The organism is Martelella lutilitoris, assembly GCF_016598595.1.
In the GTDB taxonomy this organism is placed as follows: domain Bacteria; phylum Pseudomonadota; class Alphaproteobacteria; order Rhizobiales; family Rhizobiaceae; genus Martelella; species Martelella lutilitoris_A.
On the sequence record NZ_CP066786.1, the window covers coordinates 23,970 to 44,353 of the forward strand.

The following is a 20,384-nucleotide window of genomic DNA, read 5'->3' on the forward strand; positions in this document are numbered from 1 at the left end:
AAGGAAAAATCATGTCTGTGATTGAAAAAGACATTGTCGCCGAAACCGAGATCACGCTTTGCGACGACGAGCGCCAGCCCTGCGAAATCTGGACGCGGGTGATGGGCTATCACCGCCCGGTTTCCTCCTTCAACCGCGGCAAGAAAGGCGAATTCGCCGAGCGCCGCTATTTCAAGGAACAGCGCGGTGAGCGGGCGTAACGGGACGCAAGCAGGCGGGCGCCCTCCAATCTCCGCCCTCCCCGCGTCACCCTCGGGCTTGACCCGAGGGTCCATGATGCTTGCTCCGGGTGGCCTGGATCCTCGGGGCAAGCCCGAGGATGACGCACAACAGAGGCCATGTGCACCGGACGCTCCGTCTCAACATGACCTGCGCATCGGCGGTTTCGAGCCGTTTTCCCTGTGCGACTGGCCGGGCAAGATCGTGGCCACGCTGTTTCTGCAGGGTTGCCCGTGGCGCTGCCCCTATTGCCACAATCCCGGGCTGATCGATGCTTCGGCAGAAACCGGCTACACATTTGCCGGCATTCTCGATTTTCTCGAAAGCCGGCGCGGACTACTGGATGGCGTCGTCTTTTCCGGCGGCGAGCCGACGCTGCAAAAGGCGCTCGTGCCGGCGATGAAGACCGTGCGCGCGATGGGCTTTTCAATCGGCCTCCACTCCGGCGGCGCATACCCTGAAAGACTGAAGGACGCGCTTCGCCACGCCGATTGGATCGGCTTTGATATCAAGGCTTCGCGCCGCGACTACGACCGCATGACCGATACGCCGAAAAGCGGCGAGCGCGCATTCGCAAGCCTCAAGCATGTGAGGGCGAGCGGCATCGATTACGAGGTTCGCACCACCGTGCATCCTGAACTTCTGAACGCGGCCGAGATTGCGGAGCTTGAGGCCGATCTCTCTCATTATGGCATTGACGAACACAAGATCCAGACCTTCCGCATGGAGGGAGTCGACCGGGATCGGCTCGCCGGCGCGCTTGAAAAGCGTCGCGCCTGAGCGGACCGGAAACTCCTTCTCTGGCGCGAAATCCGTCATCGGCTCATTTTGGCCTTGATTGCCAACAATACTGAGAATCGGAAGAACAAGTCTTGAACGCTATAAAGAGCATTTCCATATAGCTTCTGTCGGCAGATTTTATGCCGTAACAAAGCGAGGAAAACTTGAGATGAACGAGACCGCATTGCTGCGTCCGGCGTGGACGCCACTTACGATTGCCCTGATGGTAATCGGCTTTGTCGTCTTCTGGCCGCTGGGCCTGGTCATGCTTGCCTACATCATCTGGGGCGACCGGCTGAACATGCGCAAGGGCGACTGGAAACGCTCTGCCGAGCGGGCTTTCGGTTCCTGCAAGCGCAATATGCGCAATGCGGACTACACCATGAATTCGACCGGCAACGCTGCCTTCGATGAATGGCGCCGCAGCGAGATGGAGCGGATCGAGGCCGAGCGCCGCAAGCTCGATGAGATGCGCGCCGAATTCGACCGCTATACCGATGAACTGCGCAGGGCGCGCGACCGGGAGGAATTCGACCGGTTCATGCGCGAGCGCGGTGGAAACTTCAATGCTTCCGGGTCGAACCCTGCGCCCGAAGCATAAGAGAGAATGACCTCCGATATCTTCCGGCATCGCCCTTTCCCCCGGGGTGGTGCCGTTTTTTTGTGCCTGCTTCTGGCGCGCCGGCGGGAAAACCGCTACGCCTCAGCCGATGATCCTCAATGACGAGCCCTGACGTGGATAAACGCGCCAAACCCACGACGATCGATCTCGGCGGCAGGACGCTGCCGCTCAACCTGAAGACCAATGCGCGCGCCCGGCGGATGACGCTGAAGATCGAGCCCGGCGGCCATGCCGTCAGCCTCACGGTTCCGCCCGGTCTTGCCCGCCATGAGGTGGACGGTTTCCTGCGCCGCCACCATGACTGGCTGCTCGAACGGATGGCGCGGTTTGAAGGCCATGAGAGCCATATTGCCGATGGCGGAAAGGTGAAAATCTTCGGCGTTCCCCACACGATCCGCCACAGCGGCAATCTGCGCGGCATCACCGAAGCCCGAAATGAGCCCCACGGCATGGTTCTGCGTGTCTCCGGCCCGGCCGAGAGCATCGGACGACGCGTCGCCGACTATCTGAAGAAGGAAGCCCGGCGCGAAATCACCGATCGGGTGAAGGCGCATGCGGCGGCCAGCGGCAAATCCTATGTCTCGATCTCCTTCAAGGACACCCGCTCGCGCTGGGGCTCCTGCTCGTCTGTCGGCAATCTCAATTTCTCCTGGCGCATCGCCATGGCGCCCCTCTTCGTCGTCGATTATCTCGCCGCCCATGAAGTGGCGCACCTGTCGGAAATGAACCACGGGCCGCGCTTCTGGGCGCTGTGCGAAAGGCTTTGCCCGCGAACGCCGGAAGCCCGACAATGGCTGAAGAACGAAGGCTCCTTCCTGCACGCCGTGCGTTTCGATGCGCCCTTTGCCTGATCAAGCCTTCGCAGCTCACCCCTGTTTGTGATAGAAAAGCGTCATGAAAAGACCGGACATCAAGATCTGCGGTATCCGCACGAAGGAAACGCTTGACCATGTGATTGCACGCGGTGCCAGCCATGTTGGTTTCATCTTCTTCGAGAAGAGCCCGCGCCATGTGGAAGTCGATGTTGCTGCCGGCCTGATCGAGCATGTGCGCGGCCGGGCGAAGACGGTTGCCGTGAGTGTGAATGCCGACAACGAGTTGCTTGAGGAGATCGTCTTCGGCGCGCGGCCCGACATGCTGCAGCTGCATGGCAAGGAAAGCCCCGATCGCGTGGTGACCGTCAAGGCGCTTTACGGGCTGCCGGTGATCAAGGCGTTTTCAATCCGTGCGCCGGAAGACCTTGCCTTTGCGCGCGACTACGAGGATGTCGCCGACCGCATTCTCTTCGACGCCAAGCCGCCGGAAAATGCCGTCCTTCCCGGCGGCAACGGCATTGCCTTTGATTGGCGCTTGCTTGCCGGCTATCAGACGACTATCCCTTGGTTTCTGTCCGGAGGCCTGAACGCGGAGAATGTGGGCACGGCGCTCACCGACATCCACGCGCCGGGACTTGACGTATCATCCGGTGTGGAAAGTGCGCCGGGCTTAAAGGATCCGGCCCGGATCGATGCCTTTTTTGATGCCGTCGACACGGCGCTTTTGCGCCGGACGGCCTGATGGAGACTGACGTGAACGAGACGCCAAAACCAAACTCCTTCAAATCCGGCCCTGACGAGAGCGGCCTGTTCGGCATTTTCGGCGGGCGTTTCGTCGCCGAAACGCTGATGCCGCTGATCCTCGACCTGCAGGCGGAATGGGAAAAGGCCAAGACCGATCCCGAGTTCAAGGCGGAGCTGACATCGCTCGGCAAGCATTATACCGGCCGTCCGAGCCCGCTCTATCACGCCGAACGCCTGAGCGAACATCTCGGCGGCGCGAAGATCTATTTCAAGCGCGAGGAGCTGAACCACACCGGCTCGCACAAGATCAACAACTGCCTCGGCCAGATCCTGCTGGCAAAGCGCATGGGCAAGACCCGGATCATCGCCGAGACCGGTGCCGGCCAGCACGGCGTGGCATCGGCCACCGTTGCCGCCCGCTTCGGCCTGCCCTGCGTCGTCTATATGGGCGCGACCGATGTCGAGCGTCAGGCGCCCAACGTCTTCCGCATGAAGCTTCTCGGCGCCGAGGTGAAGCCGGTGACTGCCGGTCACGGCACGCTGAAGGATGCGATGAACGAGGCATTGCGCGACTGGGTCACCAATGTCGACGACACCTATTACCTGATCGGCACGGCCGCCGGTCCCCATCCCTATCCGGAAATGGTGCGCGATTTCCAGGCGGTGATCGGCCAGGAAGCGCGCGAGCAGATCATGGAAGCCGAAGGGCGGTTGCCCGATCTGGTGATCGCCGCCGTCGGCGGCGGTTCGAACGCGATCGGCATCTTCCATCCCTTCCTCGATGATCCGGACGTGAAGATTGTCGGTGTGGAAGCCGGCGGTCGCGGGCTTGACGGCGAGGAACACTGCGCCTCGCTGACGGCCGGCGCGCCGGGCGTGCTCCACGGCAACCGCACCTATCTGCTGCAGGATGCGGACGGGCAGATCAAGGAAGGCCATTCGGTCTCCGCCGGGCTCGACTATCCGGGCATCGGACCGGAGCATTCCTGGCTCAACGATATCGGCCGCGTTGATTATGTTCCGATCCTCGATAACGAGGCTCTGGAAGCCTTCCAGCTGATGACCCGGCTCGAGGGCATCATTCCCGCACTCGAGGCCAGCCATGCGATTGCCGAAATCGTCAAGCGCGCGCCGAAGATGGGCAAGGACGAGATCATCCTCGCCAATCTTTCCGGACGCGGCGACAAGGACGTCCACACGGTCGGCAAGATTCTCGGCATGGAGATGTGAGGTCCATGACGACGGGTTCGCGCGCGGAAACCATTGAGGAGATGTCGGAACTGGCGGAGGCCCTTTTCGACATTATCGAGGAGGAGAATGCGAACGTGCCGGATATCCGCCACGCCGTGGTGGAAGCACTGGCGCACCAGAACCTCTACAATATCGAGATGGCGGCGGCGCTTTCGGCGCTTTCTGAAGGCCGCAGGCCCGAAGCCGAACTGGACAGTCTCGTCTTGAACATGAAGGCGGTGCACAAATCGCTGGTCAAGGCGATCTCGGCCTGGAATGAAGCCGACTGACACCTGCCGACACTATCGCATCGAGGATGCCACGGAGCTAGACTATGACCGAACGCATGGAAAAACGCTTTGCAGCCCTGAAGGCCGAGGGCCGGCCGGCGCTGATCACCTATTTCATGGGTGGCGATCCCGATTTCGATACCTCGCTTGAGATCATGAAGGCTTTGCCGAAGGCGGGCGCCGATGTGATCGAGCTCGGCATGCCCTTTTCCGATCCGATGGCCGATGGCCCGGCGATCCAGATGGCGGGTCTCAGGGCGCTGAGGGGCGGGCAGACGCTGGAAAAAACGCTGGAACTGGCGCGACAGTTCCGCAAGCAGGATGCCGAAACGCCGATCGTGATGATGGGATACTACAATCCGATTTACATCTACGGCGTCGAGCGCTTCGTTGAAACCGCGCTCGAAGCCGGGATCGACGGCCTCATCATCGTCGACCTGCCGCCGGAAATGGACAATGAGCTGTGCATTCCCGCGCTGGAAAAAGGTCTCAACTTCATCCGCCTCGCCACGCCGACGACCGACGAGAAGCGCCTGCCGACGGTTTTGAACAACACCTCCGGCTTCGTCTATTACGTCTCGATGAACGGCATTACCGGTTCGGCGCTGCCGGACCCGTCAAAGGTTGGCGCTGCGGTTTCGCGCATCAAGGCGCATACCGATCTTCCCGTCTGCGTCGGCTTCGGCGTGAAGACGGCAGAACATGCCCGCCTCATCGGCGCTGCCGCCGACGGCGTGGTGGTCGGTACGGCGGTCGTCAACCAGATTGCCGGTACGTTGGATGCCAATGGCAAGGGCGGCAAGGACACGGTGGATGCCGTTGCCACCTTCGTGCGCGGGCTTTCGAGCGGCGTGCGCGACGCCCGCCTTGCAGCGGCGGAGTAAATCTGGCAAACCGCAGGCAATGCTATTCAGGAGGTTCATTTGGTGAACTGGATAACCAATTATGTGCGGCCGCGGATCAACTCCATGTTCGGCCGCCGCGAAGTTCCCGAGAATTTGTGGATCAAGTGCCCCGAAACCGGGGCCATGGTGTTTCACACCGATCTGGAAGAAAACAAGTGGGTCATTCCCTCCTCCGGCTACCACATGAAGATGCCGGCACGGGCGCGTCTGGCCGACCTTTTCGACAATGGCGCGTTCGAGGAACTGCCGCAGCCGAAGGTGGCGCAGGACCCGCTGAAATTCCGCGATTCCAAGAAATATGCCGACCGGCTCAAGGAAAATCGCGCGAAGACCGGTCAGGAAGACACGATCATCGCCGGCGCCGGAACGCTTGAAGGCCTGAAGCTCGTTGCCGTTGTCCATGAGTTCAAGTTCCTTGGCGGTTCGCTCGGCATGGCTGCCGGCGAGGCGATCATCCAGGCCTTCGACCGGGCGCTGAAGGACCATTGCCCGCTGGTGATCTTCCCCGCCTCCGGCGGCGCGCGCATGCAGGAAGGCGTATTGTCGCTGATGCAGATGCCGCGCGTCACCGTGATGGTGGAACTGATGCGCGAGGCCGGGCTGCCCTATATCGTCGTGCTCACCAACCCAACCACCGGCGGCGTTTCGGCCTCTTATGCCATGCTGGGCGACCTGCATATCGCGGAGCCGGGTGCCGAAATCGGCTTTGCCGGCCGTCGCGTGATCGAGCAGACCATTCGCGAACAGCTGCCCGACGGGTTCCAGACGGCGGAATATCTGCTGGACCATGGCATGGTCGACATGGTGGTCAAGCGCCACGACATTCCCGAGACGCTGGCGCGCGTGCTGAAGATCATGACCGGCGCGCCGCCGACGGCGACGGCAATGCTGGAAGCGCCGAAACAGAACGAGGCCATTGCCAACGAGACGCCGCACGAGCCCCTTGACAGCGGAGAGGCGCCGACGCCGCAGAGCTGAAGCGAAGGCCCATGGAGGAGGCGGCCGCACCTGTTCCTTTCCGGCATGGCCCGCGCAGCAGGAGAAACGGCCCCGGGCTTGAAATGCGGGGGCCGGTCGGTCTGCGCGAAACGACAGATGAAGCAGTGCGCAACTGATGAAAGCCTGGCGCACCGGAAATCGGACCAATCATGGACAACCATTCCTTCGGCGCTGCCGAGCGTGTGATCGATCACCTGATGCAGCTGCATCCCAAGGGCTTCGATCTGTCGCTAGAGCGGATCAGGGTTCTTCTTGAAAAGCTCGGCAATCCGCATCTGGCCCTGCCGCCGGTCATCCATATCGCCGGCACCAACGGCAAGGGCTCGGCAAGCGCCTTTTCACGCGCACTTCTGGAGGCGGCGGGTCTTTCCGTCCATGTCCATTCCTCGCCGCATCTCGTGCGCTGGCACGAGCGCTTCCGCATCGGCGGACCCGGGGGCGCAAGCGGCTATGTCGATGACCAGTTGCTGGCCGAAACGCTGAAGCGCGTGGAGACGGCCAATGCCGGCGCCACGGCCACCGTTTTCGAACTGCTGACCGCGGCGACCTTCGTGCTGTTTGCGGAGATCCCCGCCGACGCGGTTATTCTGGAAGTCGGTCTCGGCGGCCGCTTTGATGCCACCAATATCATCGACAAGCCGGCCGTCAGCGTCATCATGCCGATCTCGCTTGACCACCAGGCCTATCTCGGCGACCGGGTTGAACTGATTGCCGCCGAGAAGGCCGGAATCATGAAGCCGGGCGTGCCCGTCGTCATCGGCCAGCAGGAATATGAGGCCGCCGAGGAAGTGCTGATCGCCACCGCCGACCGGCTCGGCTGTCCGCTGCATCTCTACGGCCAGGACTACAGCGCCCATGAGGAACACGGACGTCTCGTCTACCAGGACGGCGACGGGTTGATGGACCTGCCGCTGCCCGCGCTTCCCGGCCGGCACCAGTATGCCAACGCGGCCGCCGCGATCTCCGCGGTCAAGGCCGCCGGCTTTTCCATTGACGAGCAGGCGGCGGAAAGAGCGATGCGCAACGTTTTCTGGCCTGCGCGCCTGCAACGCCTCCACGAAGGCGACCTGGTGACGGGAGCGCCCGACGGCAGCGAGATCTGGCTGGACGGCGGGCACAATCCCGGCGCCGGCGAGGTGATCGCCGAGGCGCTTGCCGGTTTCGAGGAGCGTGACCCGCGTCCGCTGTTTCTGATCATCGGCATGATCAACACCAAGGACCCGTTCGGCTTCTTCGAGCATTTCGCGGGGCTTGCGAATTATGTCTACTGCGCCCCGATCAAAGGTACGGAAGCCTTCATCGATCCCGTGGCGCTGGCCTCCTCGGCCGCCGATGCCGGATTGTCGGCCGAACCGGTTTCCTCGATCGGGGAGGCGCTGGCGGCCATCTGCCTGCGCACGCGCGCCGACCAGCCGCCACCCAGGATCCTGATCGGCGGCTCGCTCTATTTCGCCGGCAACGCGCTGTTCGAAAACGGCACGCCGCCGCTCTGACATTCCCGATTTCGGACGCAAAAAGGCCGCAGCGACGTTTCTGTTCGCTGCGGCCTTTTTCACCGTATCATTGATCAGTAGCGGTAATGTTCCGGCTTGAACGGGCCTTCCGGCGTCACGCCGATATAGGCGGCCTGTTCCTCGGAGAGCACGGTCAGCTTGGCGCCGAGCTTGTCGAGATGAAGGCGTGCGACCTTCTCATCCAGATGCTTCGGCAGGACGTGGACGGTGTTCTCGTATTTGTCGCGGTGCTGGAAGATTTCCATCTGCGCCAGCACCTGGTTGGTAAACGATGCCGACATGACGAAGGAGGGGTGGCCGGTGGCGTTGCCGAGGTTCAGCAGACGGCCCTCGGAGAGCAGGATCAGCCGCTTGCCGTCGGGAAAGGCGATCATGTCCACTTGCGGCTTGATGTTGGTCCACTTGTAATTGCGCAGCGCGTTGACCTGAATTTCATTGTCGAAATGGCCGATATTGCCGACAATCGCCATGTCCTTCATCTCGCGCATATGTTCCAGGCGGATGATGTCCTTGTTGCCGGTTGTGGTGACGAAGATATCGGCGGTCGCAACGACGTCTTCCAGCAGCACGACCTCGAATCCGTCCATGGCGGCCTGAAGCGCGCAGATCGGATCGGCTTCCGTCACCTTGACGCGGGCGCCGGCGCCGGAAAGCGAGGCGGCAGAACCCTTGCCGACATCGCCGTAACCACAGACGACGGCGACCTTGCCGGCCATCATCACGTCGGTGGCGCGGCGGATGCCGTCAACCAGCGATTCCTTGCAGCCATATTTGTTGTCGAATTTCGATTTGGTGACCGAGTCATTGACGTTGATCGCCGGGAAGGGGAGCTGGCCAGCGCGGGCAAGCTGGTAAAGCCGGTTGACGCCCGTCGTGGTTTCCTCGGTCACGCCCAGAAGCGCATCACGCTGTTTGGTGAAGAAGCCGGGCGTTTCGGCCATGCGCTTCTTGATCTGGGCGATCAGCACTTCCTCTTCCTCCGAGCCGGGCCTGGAGAGCACGTCCTCGCCGGCTTCGGCGCGCGCGCCGATCAGGATATACATGGTGGCGTCGCCGCCATCATCGAGGATCAGGTTCGACTGGCCGCCGTCTGTCCACTGGAAGATCCGGTCGGTATAGGACCAGTATTCCTCAAGGCTCTCGCCCTTGACGGCAAAGACCGGCGTGCCGGTGGCGGCGATCGCGGCGGCGGCATGGTCCTGGGTGGAGAAGATGTTGCACGATGCCCAGCGGACATCGGCGCCGAGCGCCTTCAGCGTTTCGATCAGCACGCCGGTCTGGATCGTCATGTGCAGCGAGCCGGAAATCCGCGCGCCCTTCAGCGGCTGGCTTTCGCCGAACTCCTCGCGCGCGGCCATCAGGCCCGGCATTTCGGTTTCGGCAATCTCCAGTTCCTTGCGGCCATAATCGGCCAGCGCGATATCGGCAACGATGAAATCTTCTGTGGCGCTCATTGATAACTCCCGAGGCAAAAGGATGGTGCAGCGTCCGGCCCGATCACGCAGGCAACGCGCATTCTTCAGTTTGCATCGTTAGTAACAGCCCCGGAGGAAACTGACAAGAAAGACATAAAGATTTCTTTATGTCTTTCTTGTCAGTTGTATGGACAATCTAACCTGCGGTGGCAAGCGTGTCCCGGCAAGCCTGCAGAATTTTGAGCCGGGCATATTGGCGATCATAGTAGTCGGCAAACGACGGATCGGGATCGGTCAATTCCGCTGCCGCCTGCATCGCGGCGGCTGTGCTGCCAAGGTCCGGGTATAGTCCCGATGCTGCGCCGGCGTTGATGGCGGAGCCCAGCAGCACCACATCTTCCGTCGGCGAGATATGCACGGGAAGACCGGTCACGTCGGCGAAAAGTCTTGAAAGGAGAGGGTTTCTCCGGTGGCCTCCGGCAAGGTGAAGGCCGGTGGCGGGAATGCGGCTTTCGCCGAGATGTTCGAGGATCTGCCTGAGCGACAGGGCAATGGCGATCGAGGCACGCCAGTAGAGACGGCAAAGCCCATCGAAGGATTTGTCGAGCGTGAGGCCGGCGATCATCCCGGTCATTGTCGGATCGGCAAAGGGCGAGCGGCTGCCGTGAAAATCCGGCAGGATGTCCAGCCCGTCGGCAAAGCCGGGGCCGTTCTCGGCAAGCATTTCCGTGATCCGGGCGATCACCTGCTGGTGGCGGTCTTCCGTCGCCGGTCCGCCCTCCGCGTGGATTTCAAGCAGATGGTTGAGTAAACCGCCGGTTGCAGACTGTCCGGCTTCGAACGCCCATTGGTTCTTATGAATTGCCGAAAAATATGGCCCCCAGAGGCTTTTCGCGAAGACCGGTTCGCCGCCCTGGCCGATAAGGCAACTCGAGGTCCCGCCAATCAGCGCGAATTCGCCCGAGGCCGCAGCCTTGTCCGCCGGAAGCGCGCCAAGGGCGCCGGCATAGGCATCGACCATGCCGGCCGCGACCGCGACATCGCGATCAAGCCCCAGCGCCTCGGCAGCCTGGGTCGACAGTCTGCCAACGGAGGCGCCGGGCGGGCAGGGCGCATGCGCGGCGCCGGCCTTTTCGGGAAGGTCATCAAGGCCGAATGTTCCGAGAAGCGTGCGCGGCCAGGGTGCGTCACTGTCGGCCCTGTAGAACCATTTTGTCACAAGCGTGGAGACCGAGCGCGCCGGATTGCCGGTGGCGCGATAGCTCAGATAGTCGGCGAGGTCGAAGAAGCCGCCCGCCCTTTGCCAGAGATCGGGGCGATTGCGTTTCAGCCACAACAGCTTCGGCACCTGCATTTCAGGCGAGATCGATCCGCCCGAATGCCGCACCGCCGGATCATCGGTGGCGCTCAGCTCTTCCGCTTCGGCCTCGGCGCGGTGATCGAACCAGGCGAGCGTGTCGTAGGTCCCGGCCTCGTCCTCAAAGAGCGGCAGTGGCCGACCGGATCCGTCGAGCAACACCAGCGAGCAGGTCGCGCCGAAGGCAAGCCCCGCGACCTGCTCGGGCCCGAGACCGGCCGCAAGCCGCGCGGCCCGCACGGCTGTTGCTGTCGTCTGCCAGATGTCTTCGGAAATATACTCTCCGCGCCGGGCGCCCGGACGGCGCAGCCTGAGCGGCTCCACCTTGCGGGCGAGCATGATGCCGGTTTTATCGAAAACGCCTGCCCTGACGCTTGCCGTGCCGACATCGACCGCAATCACATGATCGCGCATCCTGCACGCTCCCCCACCTGTCAGTATTTTCGCACAAAGTGGACGAGATTATTCGTTTCGTCAAACCTTCCGGCAGCGCGGGGCCGCGCCCCGCGAAGCCGCGCGCGTGACGAGAAGGAGAGGTGCCGGGCGCTTCGGGCCCGTATCGGTTTCAGCCGGATGGCCTATGCCAGGTCGCCGGCGATATAGCGTTTCAGCGTTTCAGCGGTTCCGACGGCCCTCAGGCTTTCAAGCGCCGCCGAAAAGCGCCTGCGGAAGGTGTCATTGTCGGCGATCGAACCAAAGATGGCGCGTTCCTGAAGGAAGATCATCGGATCCTGCCTGCTTGCAACCGCCGCCTTGTGCAGGCGGTCCGCGCTTTCGTCGTTGAAGCGGATTTCGCGGCCGCTGTCGGACGTGCCCTCGAAGTAACGGCACCAGAGCGCGGAGACCAGTGCAAGGCCGACCACGTCTAGACCCTTCTCGAGGCGGGCGGCGGTGGAGGGCAGGATGAATTTCGGCTGACGGTTGGAGCCATCCAGCGCCAGACGCTCGATCGTGTCGCCGATCTTCGGATTGGCGAAGCGGCGCGCGATCAGCTCGTAATAGCCGGTGAGATCGGTATCGGGCACCGGCGGCACGATCGGAATGATCTCGTCCTTTTCGAGCTTTTCGAGAAAGGCGGCGATCAGTTCGTTTTCCATCGCCTCGTGGACAAAGTGAATGTCGAGAAGCTCGCCCGGATAGGCGATTGCCGCATGGCCGCCGTTGAGGATCCTGAGCTTCATCAGTTCGTAAGGGCTGACGTCGTCAACAAAGGTGACGCCGACCTCTTCCAGCGCCGGGCGGCCGAGCGGAAAATCATCCTCCAGCACCCATTGCTTGAAGCCCTCGCAGAAAACCGGCCAGTTGTCCTCTATGCCGTAGTCCTCGCGCGTGATGTCACGCTCGCGCTTGCCGGTCGCCGGCGTGATCCGGTCGACCATGGCATTGGGAAAAGCGACATTCTCACGGATCCAGCCGGCGAAAGCGGGATCGGAGCGTTCGGCAAGGCCCGAAACCGTGGCTTTCGTCACCGCGCCGTTATGGGGAATGTTGTCGCAGCACATCACGGTAAACGGCGGTACGCCTTCCGCGCGGCGCTTCTTGAGACCGGCGATGATCAGGCCGAAGGCCGTCTTCGGCGTATCCGGATTTTCGCCGTCCGCAACGATTGCCGGATGCGTCGGGTCGAATTTCCCGGTGGCCGGATCGATGAAATAGCCGCCTTCGGTCACCGTCAGCGAAACGATGCGGATTGCCGGGTCGGCGAGCTTCTCGATCATTGCCGCATAGTCGGGCGGCGCGATCATGTCGATCATTGCCCCGGTGATCGTCGCTTCGCTGGCATCGGCTTCCTGGTCCACCACCGTCGTCAGGCAATCCTGCGCTGCGAGCACCTCGCGCATTTTCGTGTCGGAGGGCATGACGCCGGCGCCGACGATCGCCCAGTCGAGATCACGGCCGGTGTTGAACAACTGGTGCAGATAGACTGCCTGATGCGCCCGGTGAAAATTGCCGACGCCGAAATGGAAAATGCCGGCGGAAAGGTTGCCGCGGTCATAGGCCGGAATGGCCGCCTTGTCCGCGTGCTGATCAAGGCTTGCGAGGTTGAGGGGCTTGGTCATTGGTTCTTTTCCGCTATTGGCATTTCGGTATTCGGTTGGGACGCGCGGCCGGCTGCTACTCGGCCACCAGGCCGTTTGCGTCGAACCGGTAGAGCCGCTCCGGATCCGGCGAGATGAAGACGGTGTCGCCATGGCGGACCGGAAACTCGCCGTCGGTGCGGGTGGTGATGTGACCGAGCTCCGGCACATCCACATGCAGGAAGGTGTCGGAGCCCAGATGTTCGGAGACCGCGACCTTGCCCTTCCACTTGCCGCTTTCGGTGGAAAGTGCGACATGTTCCGGGCGGATGCCGATCGTGTGGGCGCCGAATTCCTCGGCCGTCTTGCCGTCGATGAAGTTCATCTTCGGCGAGCCGATGAAGCCGGCTACAAACAGATTGGCGGGGCTGCGGTAGAGCTCCAGCGGGGAGCCGACCTGCTCGATATTGCCGGCGCGCAGGACCACGATCTTGTCGGCCATGGTCATGGCTTCCACCTGATCGTGGGTCACATAGATCGATGTTGCGCCAAGCTGCTGGTGCAGTTCGGAAATCTCCAGGCGCATGTTGACCCGGAGCGCCGCATCGAGGTTGGACAGCGGCTCGTCGAAGAGGAAGCATTCCGGCGAGCGGACGATCGCCCGGCCGATGGCGACGCGCTGGCGCTGACCCCCGGAAAGCGCGCGGGGCTTGCGATCCAGATAGTCGGTGAGGTTGAGGATCTTCGCCGCCTCGTTGACCTTGCGGTCGATCTCGGCCTTGTCGATATTCGCCATCTTCAGCGGGAAGCCGATATTGGAGCGCACGCTCATATGCGGATAAAGCGCGTATGACTGGAACACCATGGCCAGTCCCCGCTTTGCCGGCGGCTTGGCGGTGGCGTCGTCGCCGTCGATCAGGATGCGGCCGCCGGAGACATCCTCCAGCCCCGCGATCAGGCGCAGGAGCGTGGATTTGCCGCAACCCGAGGGGCCGACGAAGACAACGAATTCGCCGTCATTGATCTCCAGATCGATGCCGGGAATGACGGCATGTTCGCCAAAGCGCTTGGAGACGTTTTCAAGTCTGATGCTGCCCATTGGTCTTGTCCTTATTTAACCGCGCCGAAGGTGAGCCCGCGCACGAGCTGCTTCTGCGAAAACCAGCCGAGGATGACGATCGGCGCGATGGCCATGGTCGAGGCGGCGGAAAGCTTTGCGTAGAACAGACCTTCCGGACTCGAATAGGAGGCGATGAAGGCTGTCAGGGGTGCTGCCTTGGAGGCCGTCAGATTGAGCGTCCAGAAGGCTTCGTTCCAGGCAAGGATGATGTTCAGAAGAAGGGTCGAGGCAATGCCCGGCACCGCCATCGGCGTCAGCACATAGATCAGCTCCTTGCCGAGCGTCGCGCCGTCCATGCGCGCGGCCTCGAGGATCTCGCCGGGGATTTCCTTGAAGTAGGTGTAGAGCATCCACACCATGATCGGCAGGTTGATCAGCATCATCACCACGATCAGGCCGATGCGGGTGTCGAGCAGGCCGAGATCGCGGAAGATGATGTAGATCGGCACCAGCACGCCAACGGCCGGCAACATCTTGGTGGAAAGCATCCAGAGCAGCACGTCCTTGGTGCGGGGCGTGGGCGAGAACGCCATCGCCCAGGCGGCCGGCACGGAGATCAGAAGACCGATCACCGTGGAGCCGAGCGAGATCGCCACCGAATTCCAGAAATGATGGAAATAGCTGGAGCGCGCCTGAACCTCCACATAGTTCTCCAGCGTCCACTGGAAGAACAGGAAGGAGGGCGGCGAGGAAACGGCCTCGCTTTCCGTCTTGAAGCTCGTCAGCACCGTCCAAAGGATGGGGAAGAAGATGAGGAGCGCAACGACCCATGCGAGAAGCGTGAAGGCCAGTTTTTTCTGCGTCGTGACCTGGCGTGCCATTGTCAGTCCTCCAGGTTCTTGCCGATCATCCGCACCAGGAAGATCGCAACGATGTTGGCGAGAATGACGGCGATGATGCCGCCGGCCGAAGCGCCGCCCACGTCGAACTGCAGAAGCGCCTGCATGTAGACGAGATAGGTCAGGTTGGTGCTTTCCGTCCCGGGTCCGCCATTGGTGGTCACCAGGATTTCGGCGAAGACCGAAAGCAGGAAGATCGTCTCGATCAGCACCACCACGGTGATGGCGCGGGCCATATGCGGCAGGATGATGTAGATGAGCCGGTTCCAGGCGTTCGCGCCATCCATTTCGGCGGCTTCCTTCTGCTCTTCCGACAGCGACTGAAGCGCGGTCAGCAGAATGAGCGTGGCGAAGGGCAGCCATTGCCAGGCGACAATCAGGCTGATCGAGGTAAGCGGGATCGAGGACAGGAAGTCGATCGGCTGGATGCCGATGAAGCGCGCGAGTGACGCGAACAGACCGTTGACCGGGTTCATCAGCATGTTCTTCCACACGAGCGCCGAAACCGTCGGCATGACGAAGAAGGGCGCGATTACCAGAATGCGGACAATGCCCTGGCCGAAGATCGGCTGGTCGAGCAAAAGCGCGAGCGCGATGCCGCCGACAACGGTGGCAAACAGCACGCCGCCGACCAGGATCAGCGTATTGCCGATCGCCTGGAAGAAGGCCGGGTCGGACAGGAAGAAGCGGTAATTCATGAAGCCGGCAAAACTCTCCGTTCCCGGCATCAGCAGATTGTACCGGAGGAAGGAGAAGTAGACGGTCATGGACAGCGGCACGATCATCCACAGCAAAAGCAGAATGACCGAGGGCGCCATCATCAGCCGCGCCGCGTTTCGGGTATGGGTCGTCGCCATTTCGGTGTTCCCCGCTCGGTGAGGCAGGCCGGATTGGCGGCCGCGTCACATCTTCAAGGTTCCGCGCCGGTTTTTGGCCGGAATCGGAAATCAAAAGAGCCGCCGTCGGCAAAACGCGCGGCGGCTCGCAAGAACAGTTCGGCAGAAAGGAAAAGGCGGGCGGCCGGACAACGGGTCCCGGCCGCCCTCAGGAGGAAGTCTTATTTCGGGTAACCGGCCTTCATCATCTCACGCGAAGTGAGCTGCTGGGCGTTCGAAAGCGCCTGCTCGGCCGTGGTGTTGCCGGCAAGAGCTGCCGAGAACTGCTGACCAACCGCCGTGCCGATGCCCTGGAATTCCGGGATCGAGACGAACTGCGCACCGGTATAGGGAATGTCCTGAACCGAAGGCTTCTTGGTATCGACGGCGTTGATCGATTCCAGCGTCATCTCGGCAAAGGGGGCTGCCTTCTGGTAGTCCGGGTTCTCGTAGAGCGAGGTGCGGGTGCCGGGCGGGGCAGCGCGCCAGCCTTCTTCCTTGGCAACAAGATCGGTGTAGTGCTTGGAGGTTGCCCAGGCGACGAAGGCCTTGGCCGCATCCGCCTTCTGCGTCGAGGCCGGAATGGCGAGGTTCCACGACCACAGCCAGTTGCCGCGATTGCCGAGATCGCCCTTTTCCGGGAAAAGCGCGAAGCCGACCGAATCGGCGACCTTGGATTCATCCGGATCGGTGACGAAGGAAGCGGCGACCGTGGCGTCGATCCACATGCCGCATTTGCCCTGCTGGAACAGCGCCAGGTTTTCGTTGAAGCCGTTGGAGGAGGCGCCGGGCGGACCGTAATTGTTCATCAGGTCCAGATAGTCCGTCAGCGTCGCCTTCCATTCCGGCGTGTCGAACTGCGGCTTCCACTCCATGTCGAACCAGCGTGCGCCGTAGGAATTGGACATGGCGCCGAGGAAGGCCATGTTCTCGCCCCAGCCGGCCTTGCCGCGCAGGCAGATGCCGTAAATGCCGGCATCCTTGTCCGTCATGGCGGCGGCCGCCTTCTTGATGTCGTCCCATTTCGGCTCGGCCGGAATGGTCACGCCCGCCTTTTCGGCCAGATCCGTGCGGTACATCACCATGGCGCTTTCGCCATAGAAGGGCGCTGCATAAAGCGTGTCATCAATGGAAAGACCGCCGGCGATTGCCGGCAGAAGATCGCCCGCGTCGTAATCGGCGGGCAGATCGTTGAGCGCCAGCAACCAGTCCTGTTTGGCCCAGATCGGCACTTCGTAATTGCCGATGGTCAGCACGTCGTACTGGCCGCTGTTGGTGGCGATGTCGGTGGTCACCCGCTGGCGCAGCACGTTTTCCTCGAGCGTGACCCACTCAAGATCGATATCGGGGTGCTGCGACGTGAAATCGTCGGTGAGCTTCTGCATGCGGATCATGTCACCGTTGTTGACGGTGGCGATGGTCAGCGTTTCGGCCGAGGCAACGCCGGTCAGCGCCGCAAGCGAGCATGCGCCCAGAAGTATCGTGTGCAGTCTCATACTCGTTCCTCCCTCAGAATTGAGCAATAGCTTACGATGTGAGCAATTACCCATCATTCATTGCAAAGTGTCAAGTGGGCGAATGCTCATACTTTGGGCGGATGAAGTATCCATCTGTTTTTCAAGAAGAAATTCTCAGCATGATCGCAGCGCCACAACAGTGAATTGCTGCAGCGATGGCGACACGAGACGACATATGTCGGAAAAATTAGTCCTGCAGCAGAAAACGCGCCGCGTCCTCGTCGGTGATCAGGGCATTGATCAGGCGGCCTCGCAGCGCGCCGCGGATGGCGCGGTGCTTGGGCTTGCCGCGGGCCATGCCGAAGATGATCGTATCCTCGGTCGAGGGCAGGGGGATGCTGGCGACGCGCTGGTTGATCGGGTGATCGAGCAGCCTCCCGTCATCATTGAAAAGCCAGCCGCAGATTTCGCCGGCCGCACCGGCCGCCACAAGCTCTTCCATCTCGTCCGCGGTGAGAAAACCGTCCAGCAGCAACGGACCCCTCTGGCCAAGCTCGCCGATGCCGACAAAGGTGACGTCGGCCTTGCCGCCGAGCTCCAGCGTCGGTTTCACCAGCGGCTGGGCGTGGAACAGGGCGCGCTCCTCCGGCGTCGACACCAGAACCGGCAGCGGCATGGGAAAGTGCCGCGCCTGGATGGCATCGGCCATCAGGAAGATGACGTTGTAATAGGCGGCCGAACCGTCGGGGCTGATATTGCCGGTGAGCGAGACGATGCGGTGTTGCGGACAGGCCATGGGCGGCAATTGCTCCACCGCCGAACGCAGCGTGCGGCCCGTGCCCATGGCAAGCACGGTCGGCTCGCTCCGCTTCAGCCAGCGTTCGATCTCGGCCGCGCCTTCCTCGGCTATGCCGGTCGGCGCCGTATCACTGTTCGGATCGCTCGGCACGACCTGCACCTGCTTCAGCCCGTAACGCTCCTGAAGCGCCGCCGAGAGCGCCATGCATTCGGCGATGGGGTGGTCGAGGCGCACCTTGATCAGCCGCTCGGACATGGCAAGCGAGACGAGGCGCTGCGCGCTCTGGCGCGAAATTCCCATGGCGGCGGCGATCTCGTCCTGGGTGCGGCCGGCGACATAATAGAGCCAGCCGGCCCTTGCCGCCTCGTCAAGCCGTGACGTGCTGCCGGATTTTCTCGCCATGGTCTCGTTCACCCCGCCTGGTTGACCCCTCGTCAATCTCGCGGGCCAGAATAGCCATGTCATTGCGGCCCTGCCAAGCCGGTCCTGCAAAAGCCGGTAAAATCGATTTGACGCCCCCGCCCGATCGTTGCACGATCCCGCCCGTTCGAGGAGCATGCCAATAGCGAGGAAAAAATGACAAAACGCATCGTTTTCACCGGCGGCAGCGGCAAGGCCGGCCGCGACGTGATCCCCTATCTTCTCGACAGGGGTCATGACGTCCTCAATCTCGATCTGGTCGCGCTCGATCATCCGGACGTCACGACGCTGATCACCGATCTGACCGACAGCGGCCAGGTGTTCAACGCCATGTCCATGCATTTCGGCATGGACCGCTATGAGAACGGCAAACTGCCGGAAGCACCCGACGCAGTCGTCCACTTCGCTGCCATTCCGCGCGTGATGATCACGCCCGACAACGTCACCTACCAGACCAATGTGATCTCGACCTACAACGTCATCGAGGCGGCGATGAAGCTCGGCGTGCGCAAGGTCATCATTGCCTCCAGCGAGACCACCTATGGGGTCTGCTTCGCCGAGGGCGACCGGGATTTCCACGCCTTTCCGCTGGAAGAGGATTACGACGTCGATCCGCTCGACAGCTACGGGCTTTCCAAGGTCTGCAACGAGAAGACCGCGCGCGCCTTCGCGCTGCGCTTCGGCGCCGATATCTACGCGCTTCGGATCGGCAATGTCATCTCGCCGGACGACTATGCCAGGTTCCCGGCCTTCCTCTCCGATCCGCCCTCGCGCAAGCGCAATGCCTGGAGCTATATCGACGCGCGCGACCTCGGCCAGATCGTCGATCTGTGCCTGAAGAAGGACGGGCTCGGCTTCGAGGTGTTCAACGCCACCAACGACACGATCACGGCCAACGAAAAGACGGTCGATTTCCTGAAGAAATACGCGCCGAACACACCGGTCACCCGGGAAATGGGCGATTACGAAGCGCCGCTTTCCAACCGCAAGATCCGCGAGGTTCTGGGGTTTGAGGAACAGCACGACTGGCGGAAATATGTGAAGTGAGGGCAGGGCGCTTGCCCTGACAATCTCTCCCCTTGAGGGAGAGATGCTCCGACAGGGGCAGAGAGGGGTGAACCCTCTCGGGAAATTCGGAGTATGCGGCTCATGCCCTTTACCCCCCTCTGTCGCTTTCGCGACATCTCCCCCTCAAGGGGGGAGATCGGCCAGCACCTGATTTTGGCGACAGCCTGACCAGGCAGCCGAACTTCACGTTCCCGAAACGCTATGCCACAACGCCTTGTCGCCGATCTCGGCGAGCATTTTCGCGTGCGCCTCGGCCTCTTCCGCGTGGACGCGCGAGGGGAGCGGGCGGGGGCGGACGAGGGGGGGCAGCTTGCGCAAATTGCCGTCGCTGTCATATTCATCCGCCGAGCCCGCATTGACCAGGCGAAAGGCTGCCTGACGCCCGCCGGACATCTCGATATAGACCTCCGCCAGCAATTCCGCATCGAGAAGCGCGCCGTGCTTGGTGCGGTGAGCATTGTCGATCGAATAGCGCTTGCAGAGAGCGTCGAGGCTGTTGGGGCCCATCGGGTGCTTGCGCCGCGCCAGCGCCAGCGTGTCGACCACCATCTCCTGGTCGATCGGCGGCTTGCCGAGCCGGCCGAGCTCAGCATTGATGAAGCCCATGTCGAAGGCGGCGTTGTGGGCGATCCAGCGGGCGCCGTCGAAAAAGGCCAGGAGATCGTCGACCACATCGGCAAAGACCGGCTTGTCCTTGAGGAACTCGTCCGAAATGCCATGCACCTGAAGGGCTTCCGGATGCACGGTCTTGCCGTCCGGATTGACATAGACATGGAAGGTCTTTCCAGTCGGGAAATGGTCGATCAGCTCGACGCCGCCGATCTCGATCAGCCGGTCGTCATTCTTGTCCATGCCCGTGGTTTCGGTATCGAAGATGATATCGCGCGTGACCTTCATC

20 protein-coding genes are annotated in these 20,384 nt (G+C 62.1%); 11 read left to right on the forward strand and 9 right to left on the reverse strand.

Features of this window, described 5'->3' with window-relative positions:
• Nucleotides 1–11: 11 nt before the first annotated feature.
• The 10 genes from nrdD (at nucleotide 12) to JET14_RS00160 (ending at nucleotide 8,097) form a co-directional block, all read left to right on the forward strand.
• On the forward strand, nucleotides 12–200 hold the full coding sequence (nrdD, locus tag JET14_RS22875) for an anaerobic ribonucleoside-triphosphate reductase (RefSeq protein WP_200336183.1): 189 nt from the start codon (nucleotides 12–14) through the stop codon (nucleotides 198–200).
• 223 nt (nucleotides 201–423) lie between these two features.
• A complete protein-coding gene (locus JET14_RS00120; RefSeq protein ID WP_246750428.1) occupies nucleotides 424–999 on the forward strand; it encodes an anaerobic ribonucleoside-triphosphate reductase activating protein in 576 nt (191 codons plus the stop codon).
• Nucleotides 1,000–1,168: 169 nt separating this feature from the next.
• Nucleotides 1,169–1,600, forward strand: coding sequence for a DUF2852 domain-containing protein (locus JET14_RS00125; protein WP_200336184.1), 432 nt, complete (start codon nucleotides 1,169–1,171; stop codon nucleotides 1,598–1,600).
• 119 nt (nucleotides 1,601–1,719) lie between these two features.
• A complete protein-coding gene (locus JET14_RS00130; RefSeq protein ID WP_200336185.1) occupies nucleotides 1,720–2,472 on the forward strand; it encodes a M48 family metallopeptidase in 753 nt (250 codons plus the stop codon).
• Between the two features lie 43 nt (nucleotides 2,473–2,515).
• Entirely contained in the window at nucleotides 2,516–3,178 is a 663-nt protein-coding gene (locus tag JET14_RS00135; protein WP_200336187.1) for a phosphoribosylanthranilate isomerase, read from the forward strand.
• Between the two features lie 11 nt (nucleotides 3,179–3,189).
• Entirely contained in the window at nucleotides 3,190–4,410 is a 1,221-nt protein-coding gene (trpB, locus tag JET14_RS00140; protein ID WP_200336189.1) for a tryptophan synthase subunit beta, read from the forward strand.
• A gap of 5 nt (nucleotides 4,411–4,415) precedes the next feature.
• Nucleotides 4,416–4,700, forward strand: coding sequence for a hypothetical protein (locus JET14_RS00145; protein ID WP_200336191.1), 285 nt, complete (start codon nucleotides 4,416–4,418; stop codon nucleotides 4,698–4,700).
• A gap of 44 nt (nucleotides 4,701–4,744) precedes the next feature.
• The gene (gene trpA / locus JET14_RS00150; protein WP_200336192.1) at nucleotides 4,745–5,584 is read left to right on the forward strand and encodes a tryptophan synthase subunit alpha; all 840 of its coding nucleotides are present in this window, start codon (nucleotides 4,745–4,747) and stop codon (nucleotides 5,582–5,584) included.
• A gap of 42 nt (nucleotides 5,585–5,626) precedes the next feature.
• Nucleotides 5,627–6,583: an acetyl-CoA carboxylase, carboxyltransferase subunit beta gene (gene accD, locus JET14_RS00155; protein ID WP_200336193.1), complete on the forward strand. Its 957-nt coding sequence runs from the start codon at nucleotides 5,627–5,629 to the stop codon at nucleotides 6,581–6,583.
• A 170-nt stretch (nucleotides 6,584–6,753) separates the two neighbouring features.
• Nucleotides 6,754–8,097: a bifunctional folylpolyglutamate synthase/dihydrofolate synthase gene (locus tag JET14_RS00160; protein ID WP_200336194.1), complete on the forward strand. Its 1,344-nt coding sequence runs from the start codon at nucleotides 6,754–6,756 to the stop codon at nucleotides 8,095–8,097.
• 74 nt (nucleotides 8,098–8,171) lie between these two features.
• On the opposite strand, the gene ahcY is transcribed toward JET14_RS00160, so the two are convergent.
• The 8 genes from ahcY to JET14_RS00200 all read right to left on the reverse strand — a co-directional run bounded on the left by ahcY (nucleotide 8,172) and on the right by JET14_RS00200 (nucleotide 18,400).
• Complete coding sequence (ahcY, locus tag JET14_RS00165; RefSeq protein ID WP_200336195.1) at nucleotides 8,172–9,572, reverse strand: adenosylhomocysteinase; 1,401 nt, start codon at nucleotides 9,570–9,572, stop codon at nucleotides 8,172–8,174.
• Between the two features lie 157 nt (nucleotides 9,573–9,729).
• Nucleotides 9,730–11,304, reverse strand: a complete 1,575-nt coding sequence (locus JET14_RS00170) for an FGGY-family carbohydrate kinase (protein ID WP_200336196.1) — start codon at nucleotides 11,302–11,304, stop codon at nucleotides 9,730–9,732.
• A gap of 164 nt (nucleotides 11,305–11,468) precedes the next feature.
• Nucleotides 11,469–12,950 (reverse strand): mannitol dehydrogenase family protein, encoded by a 1,482-nt coding sequence (locus tag JET14_RS00175; RefSeq protein ID WP_200336198.1) that lies wholly within the window; start codon nucleotides 12,948–12,950, stop codon nucleotides 11,469–11,471.
• Nucleotides 12,951–13,005: 55 nt separating this feature from the next.
• Entirely contained in the window at nucleotides 13,006–14,007 is a 1,002-nt protein-coding gene (locus JET14_RS00180; protein ID WP_200336200.1) for an ABC transporter ATP-binding protein, read from the reverse strand.
• Nucleotides 14,008–14,018: 11 nt separating this feature from the next.
• The gene (locus JET14_RS00185; RefSeq protein WP_200336202.1) at nucleotides 14,019–14,849 is read right to left on the reverse strand and encodes a carbohydrate ABC transporter permease; all 831 of its coding nucleotides are present in this window, start codon (nucleotides 14,847–14,849) and stop codon (nucleotides 14,019–14,021) included.
• A gap of 2 nt (nucleotides 14,850–14,851) precedes the next feature.
• The gene (locus tag JET14_RS00190) at nucleotides 14,852–15,724 is read right to left on the reverse strand and encodes a carbohydrate ABC transporter permease (protein ID WP_200336204.1); all 873 of its coding nucleotides are present in this window, start codon (nucleotides 15,722–15,724) and stop codon (nucleotides 14,852–14,854) included.
• Nucleotides 15,725–15,924: 200 nt separating this feature from the next.
• A complete protein-coding gene (locus JET14_RS00195) occupies nucleotides 15,925–17,238 on the reverse strand; it encodes an ABC transporter substrate-binding protein (RefSeq protein ID WP_200336206.1) in 1,314 nt (437 codons plus the stop codon).
• A 208-nt stretch (nucleotides 17,239–17,446) separates the two neighbouring features.
• Entirely contained in the window at nucleotides 17,447–18,400 is a 954-nt protein-coding gene (locus JET14_RS00200; protein ID WP_200336207.1) for a sugar-binding transcriptional regulator, read from the reverse strand.
• A gap of 174 nt (nucleotides 18,401–18,574) precedes the next feature.
• Between JET14_RS00200 and JET14_RS00205 the strand changes: the two genes are divergently transcribed.
• Nucleotides 18,575–19,465 (forward strand): NAD-dependent epimerase/dehydratase family protein, encoded by an 891-nt coding sequence (locus JET14_RS00205; RefSeq protein WP_200336208.1) that lies wholly within the window; start codon nucleotides 18,575–18,577, stop codon nucleotides 19,463–19,465.
• A gap of 204 nt (nucleotides 19,466–19,669) precedes the next feature.
• Here JET14_RS00205 and dnaQ read toward each other — a convergent pair whose 3' ends face one another.
• Nucleotides 19,670–20,383 carry a DNA polymerase III subunit epsilon gene (gene dnaQ, locus JET14_RS00210; protein WP_061449845.1) on the reverse strand — a complete coding sequence of 238 codons (714 nt, stop codon included), beginning with the start codon at nucleotides 20,381–20,383 and terminating at the stop codon, nucleotides 19,670–19,672.
• Nucleotide 20,384: the final 1 nt, after the last annotated feature.

What these genes read in the sequence shown, in the direction of transcription:
- JET14_RS00195 (WP_200336206.1), bottom strand. Translation starts at nt 17,238, where the DNA reads ATGAGACTGCACACGATACTTCTGGGCGCATGCTCGCTTGCGGCGCTG.
- JET14_RS00130 (WP_200336185.1), top strand. Translation starts at nt 1,720, where the DNA reads ATGACGAGCCCTGACGTGGATAAACGCGCCAAACCCACGACGATCGAT.
- JET14_RS00135 (WP_200336187.1), top strand. Translation starts at nt 2,516, where the DNA reads ATGAAAAGACCGGACATCAAGATCTGCGGTATCCGCACGAAGGAAACG.
- JET14_RS00205 (WP_200336208.1), top strand. Translation starts at nt 18,575, where the DNA reads ATGACAAAACGCATCGTTTTCACCGGCGGCAGCGGCAAGGCCGGCCGC.
- JET14_RS00145 (WP_200336191.1), top strand. Translation starts at nt 4,416, where the DNA reads ATGACGACGGGTTCGCGCGCGGAAACCATTGAGGAGATGTCGGAACTG.
- ahcY (WP_200336195.1), bottom strand. Translation starts at nt 9,572, where the DNA reads ATGAGCGCCACAGAAGATTTCATCGTTGCCGATATCGCGCTGGCCGAT.
- dnaQ (WP_061449845.1), bottom strand. Translation starts at nt 20,383, where the DNA reads ATGAAGGTCACGCGCGATATCATCTTCGATACCGAAACCACGGGCATG.
- trpA (WP_200336192.1), top strand. Translation starts at nt 4,745, where the DNA reads ATGACCGAACGCATGGAAAAACGCTTTGCAGCCCTGAAGGCCGAGGGC.
- JET14_RS00200 (WP_200336207.1), bottom strand. Translation starts at nt 18,400, where the DNA reads ATGGCGAGAAAATCCGGCAGCACGTCACGGCTTGACGAGGCGGCAAGG.
- JET14_RS00185 (WP_200336202.1), bottom strand. Translation starts at nt 14,849, where the DNA reads ATGGCACGCCAGGTCACGACGCAGAAAAAACTGGCCTTCACGCTTCTC.
- nrdD (WP_200336183.1), top strand. Translation starts at nt 12, where the DNA reads ATGTCTGTGATTGAAAAAGACATTGTCGCCGAAACCGAGATCACGCTT.
- JET14_RS00180 (WP_200336200.1), bottom strand. Translation starts at nt 14,007, where the DNA reads ATGGGCAGCATCAGACTTGAAAACGTCTCCAAGCGCTTTGGCGAACAT.
- JET14_RS00160 (WP_200336194.1), top strand. Translation starts at nt 6,754, where the DNA reads ATGGACAACCATTCCTTCGGCGCTGCCGAGCGTGTGATCGATCACCTG.
- JET14_RS00170 (WP_200336196.1), bottom strand. Translation starts at nt 11,304, where the DNA reads ATGCGCGATCATGTGATTGCGGTCGATGTCGGCACGGCAAGCGTCAGG.
- JET14_RS00190 (WP_200336204.1), bottom strand. Translation starts at nt 15,724, where the DNA reads ATGGCGACGACCCATACCCGAAACGCGGCGCGGCTGATGATGGCGCCC.
- JET14_RS00125 (WP_200336184.1), top strand. Translation starts at nt 1,169, where the DNA reads ATGAACGAGACCGCATTGCTGCGTCCGGCGTGGACGCCACTTACGATT.
- JET14_RS00175 (WP_200336198.1), bottom strand. Translation starts at nt 12,950, where the DNA reads ATGACCAAGCCCCTCAACCTCGCAAGCCTTGATCAGCACGCGGACAAG.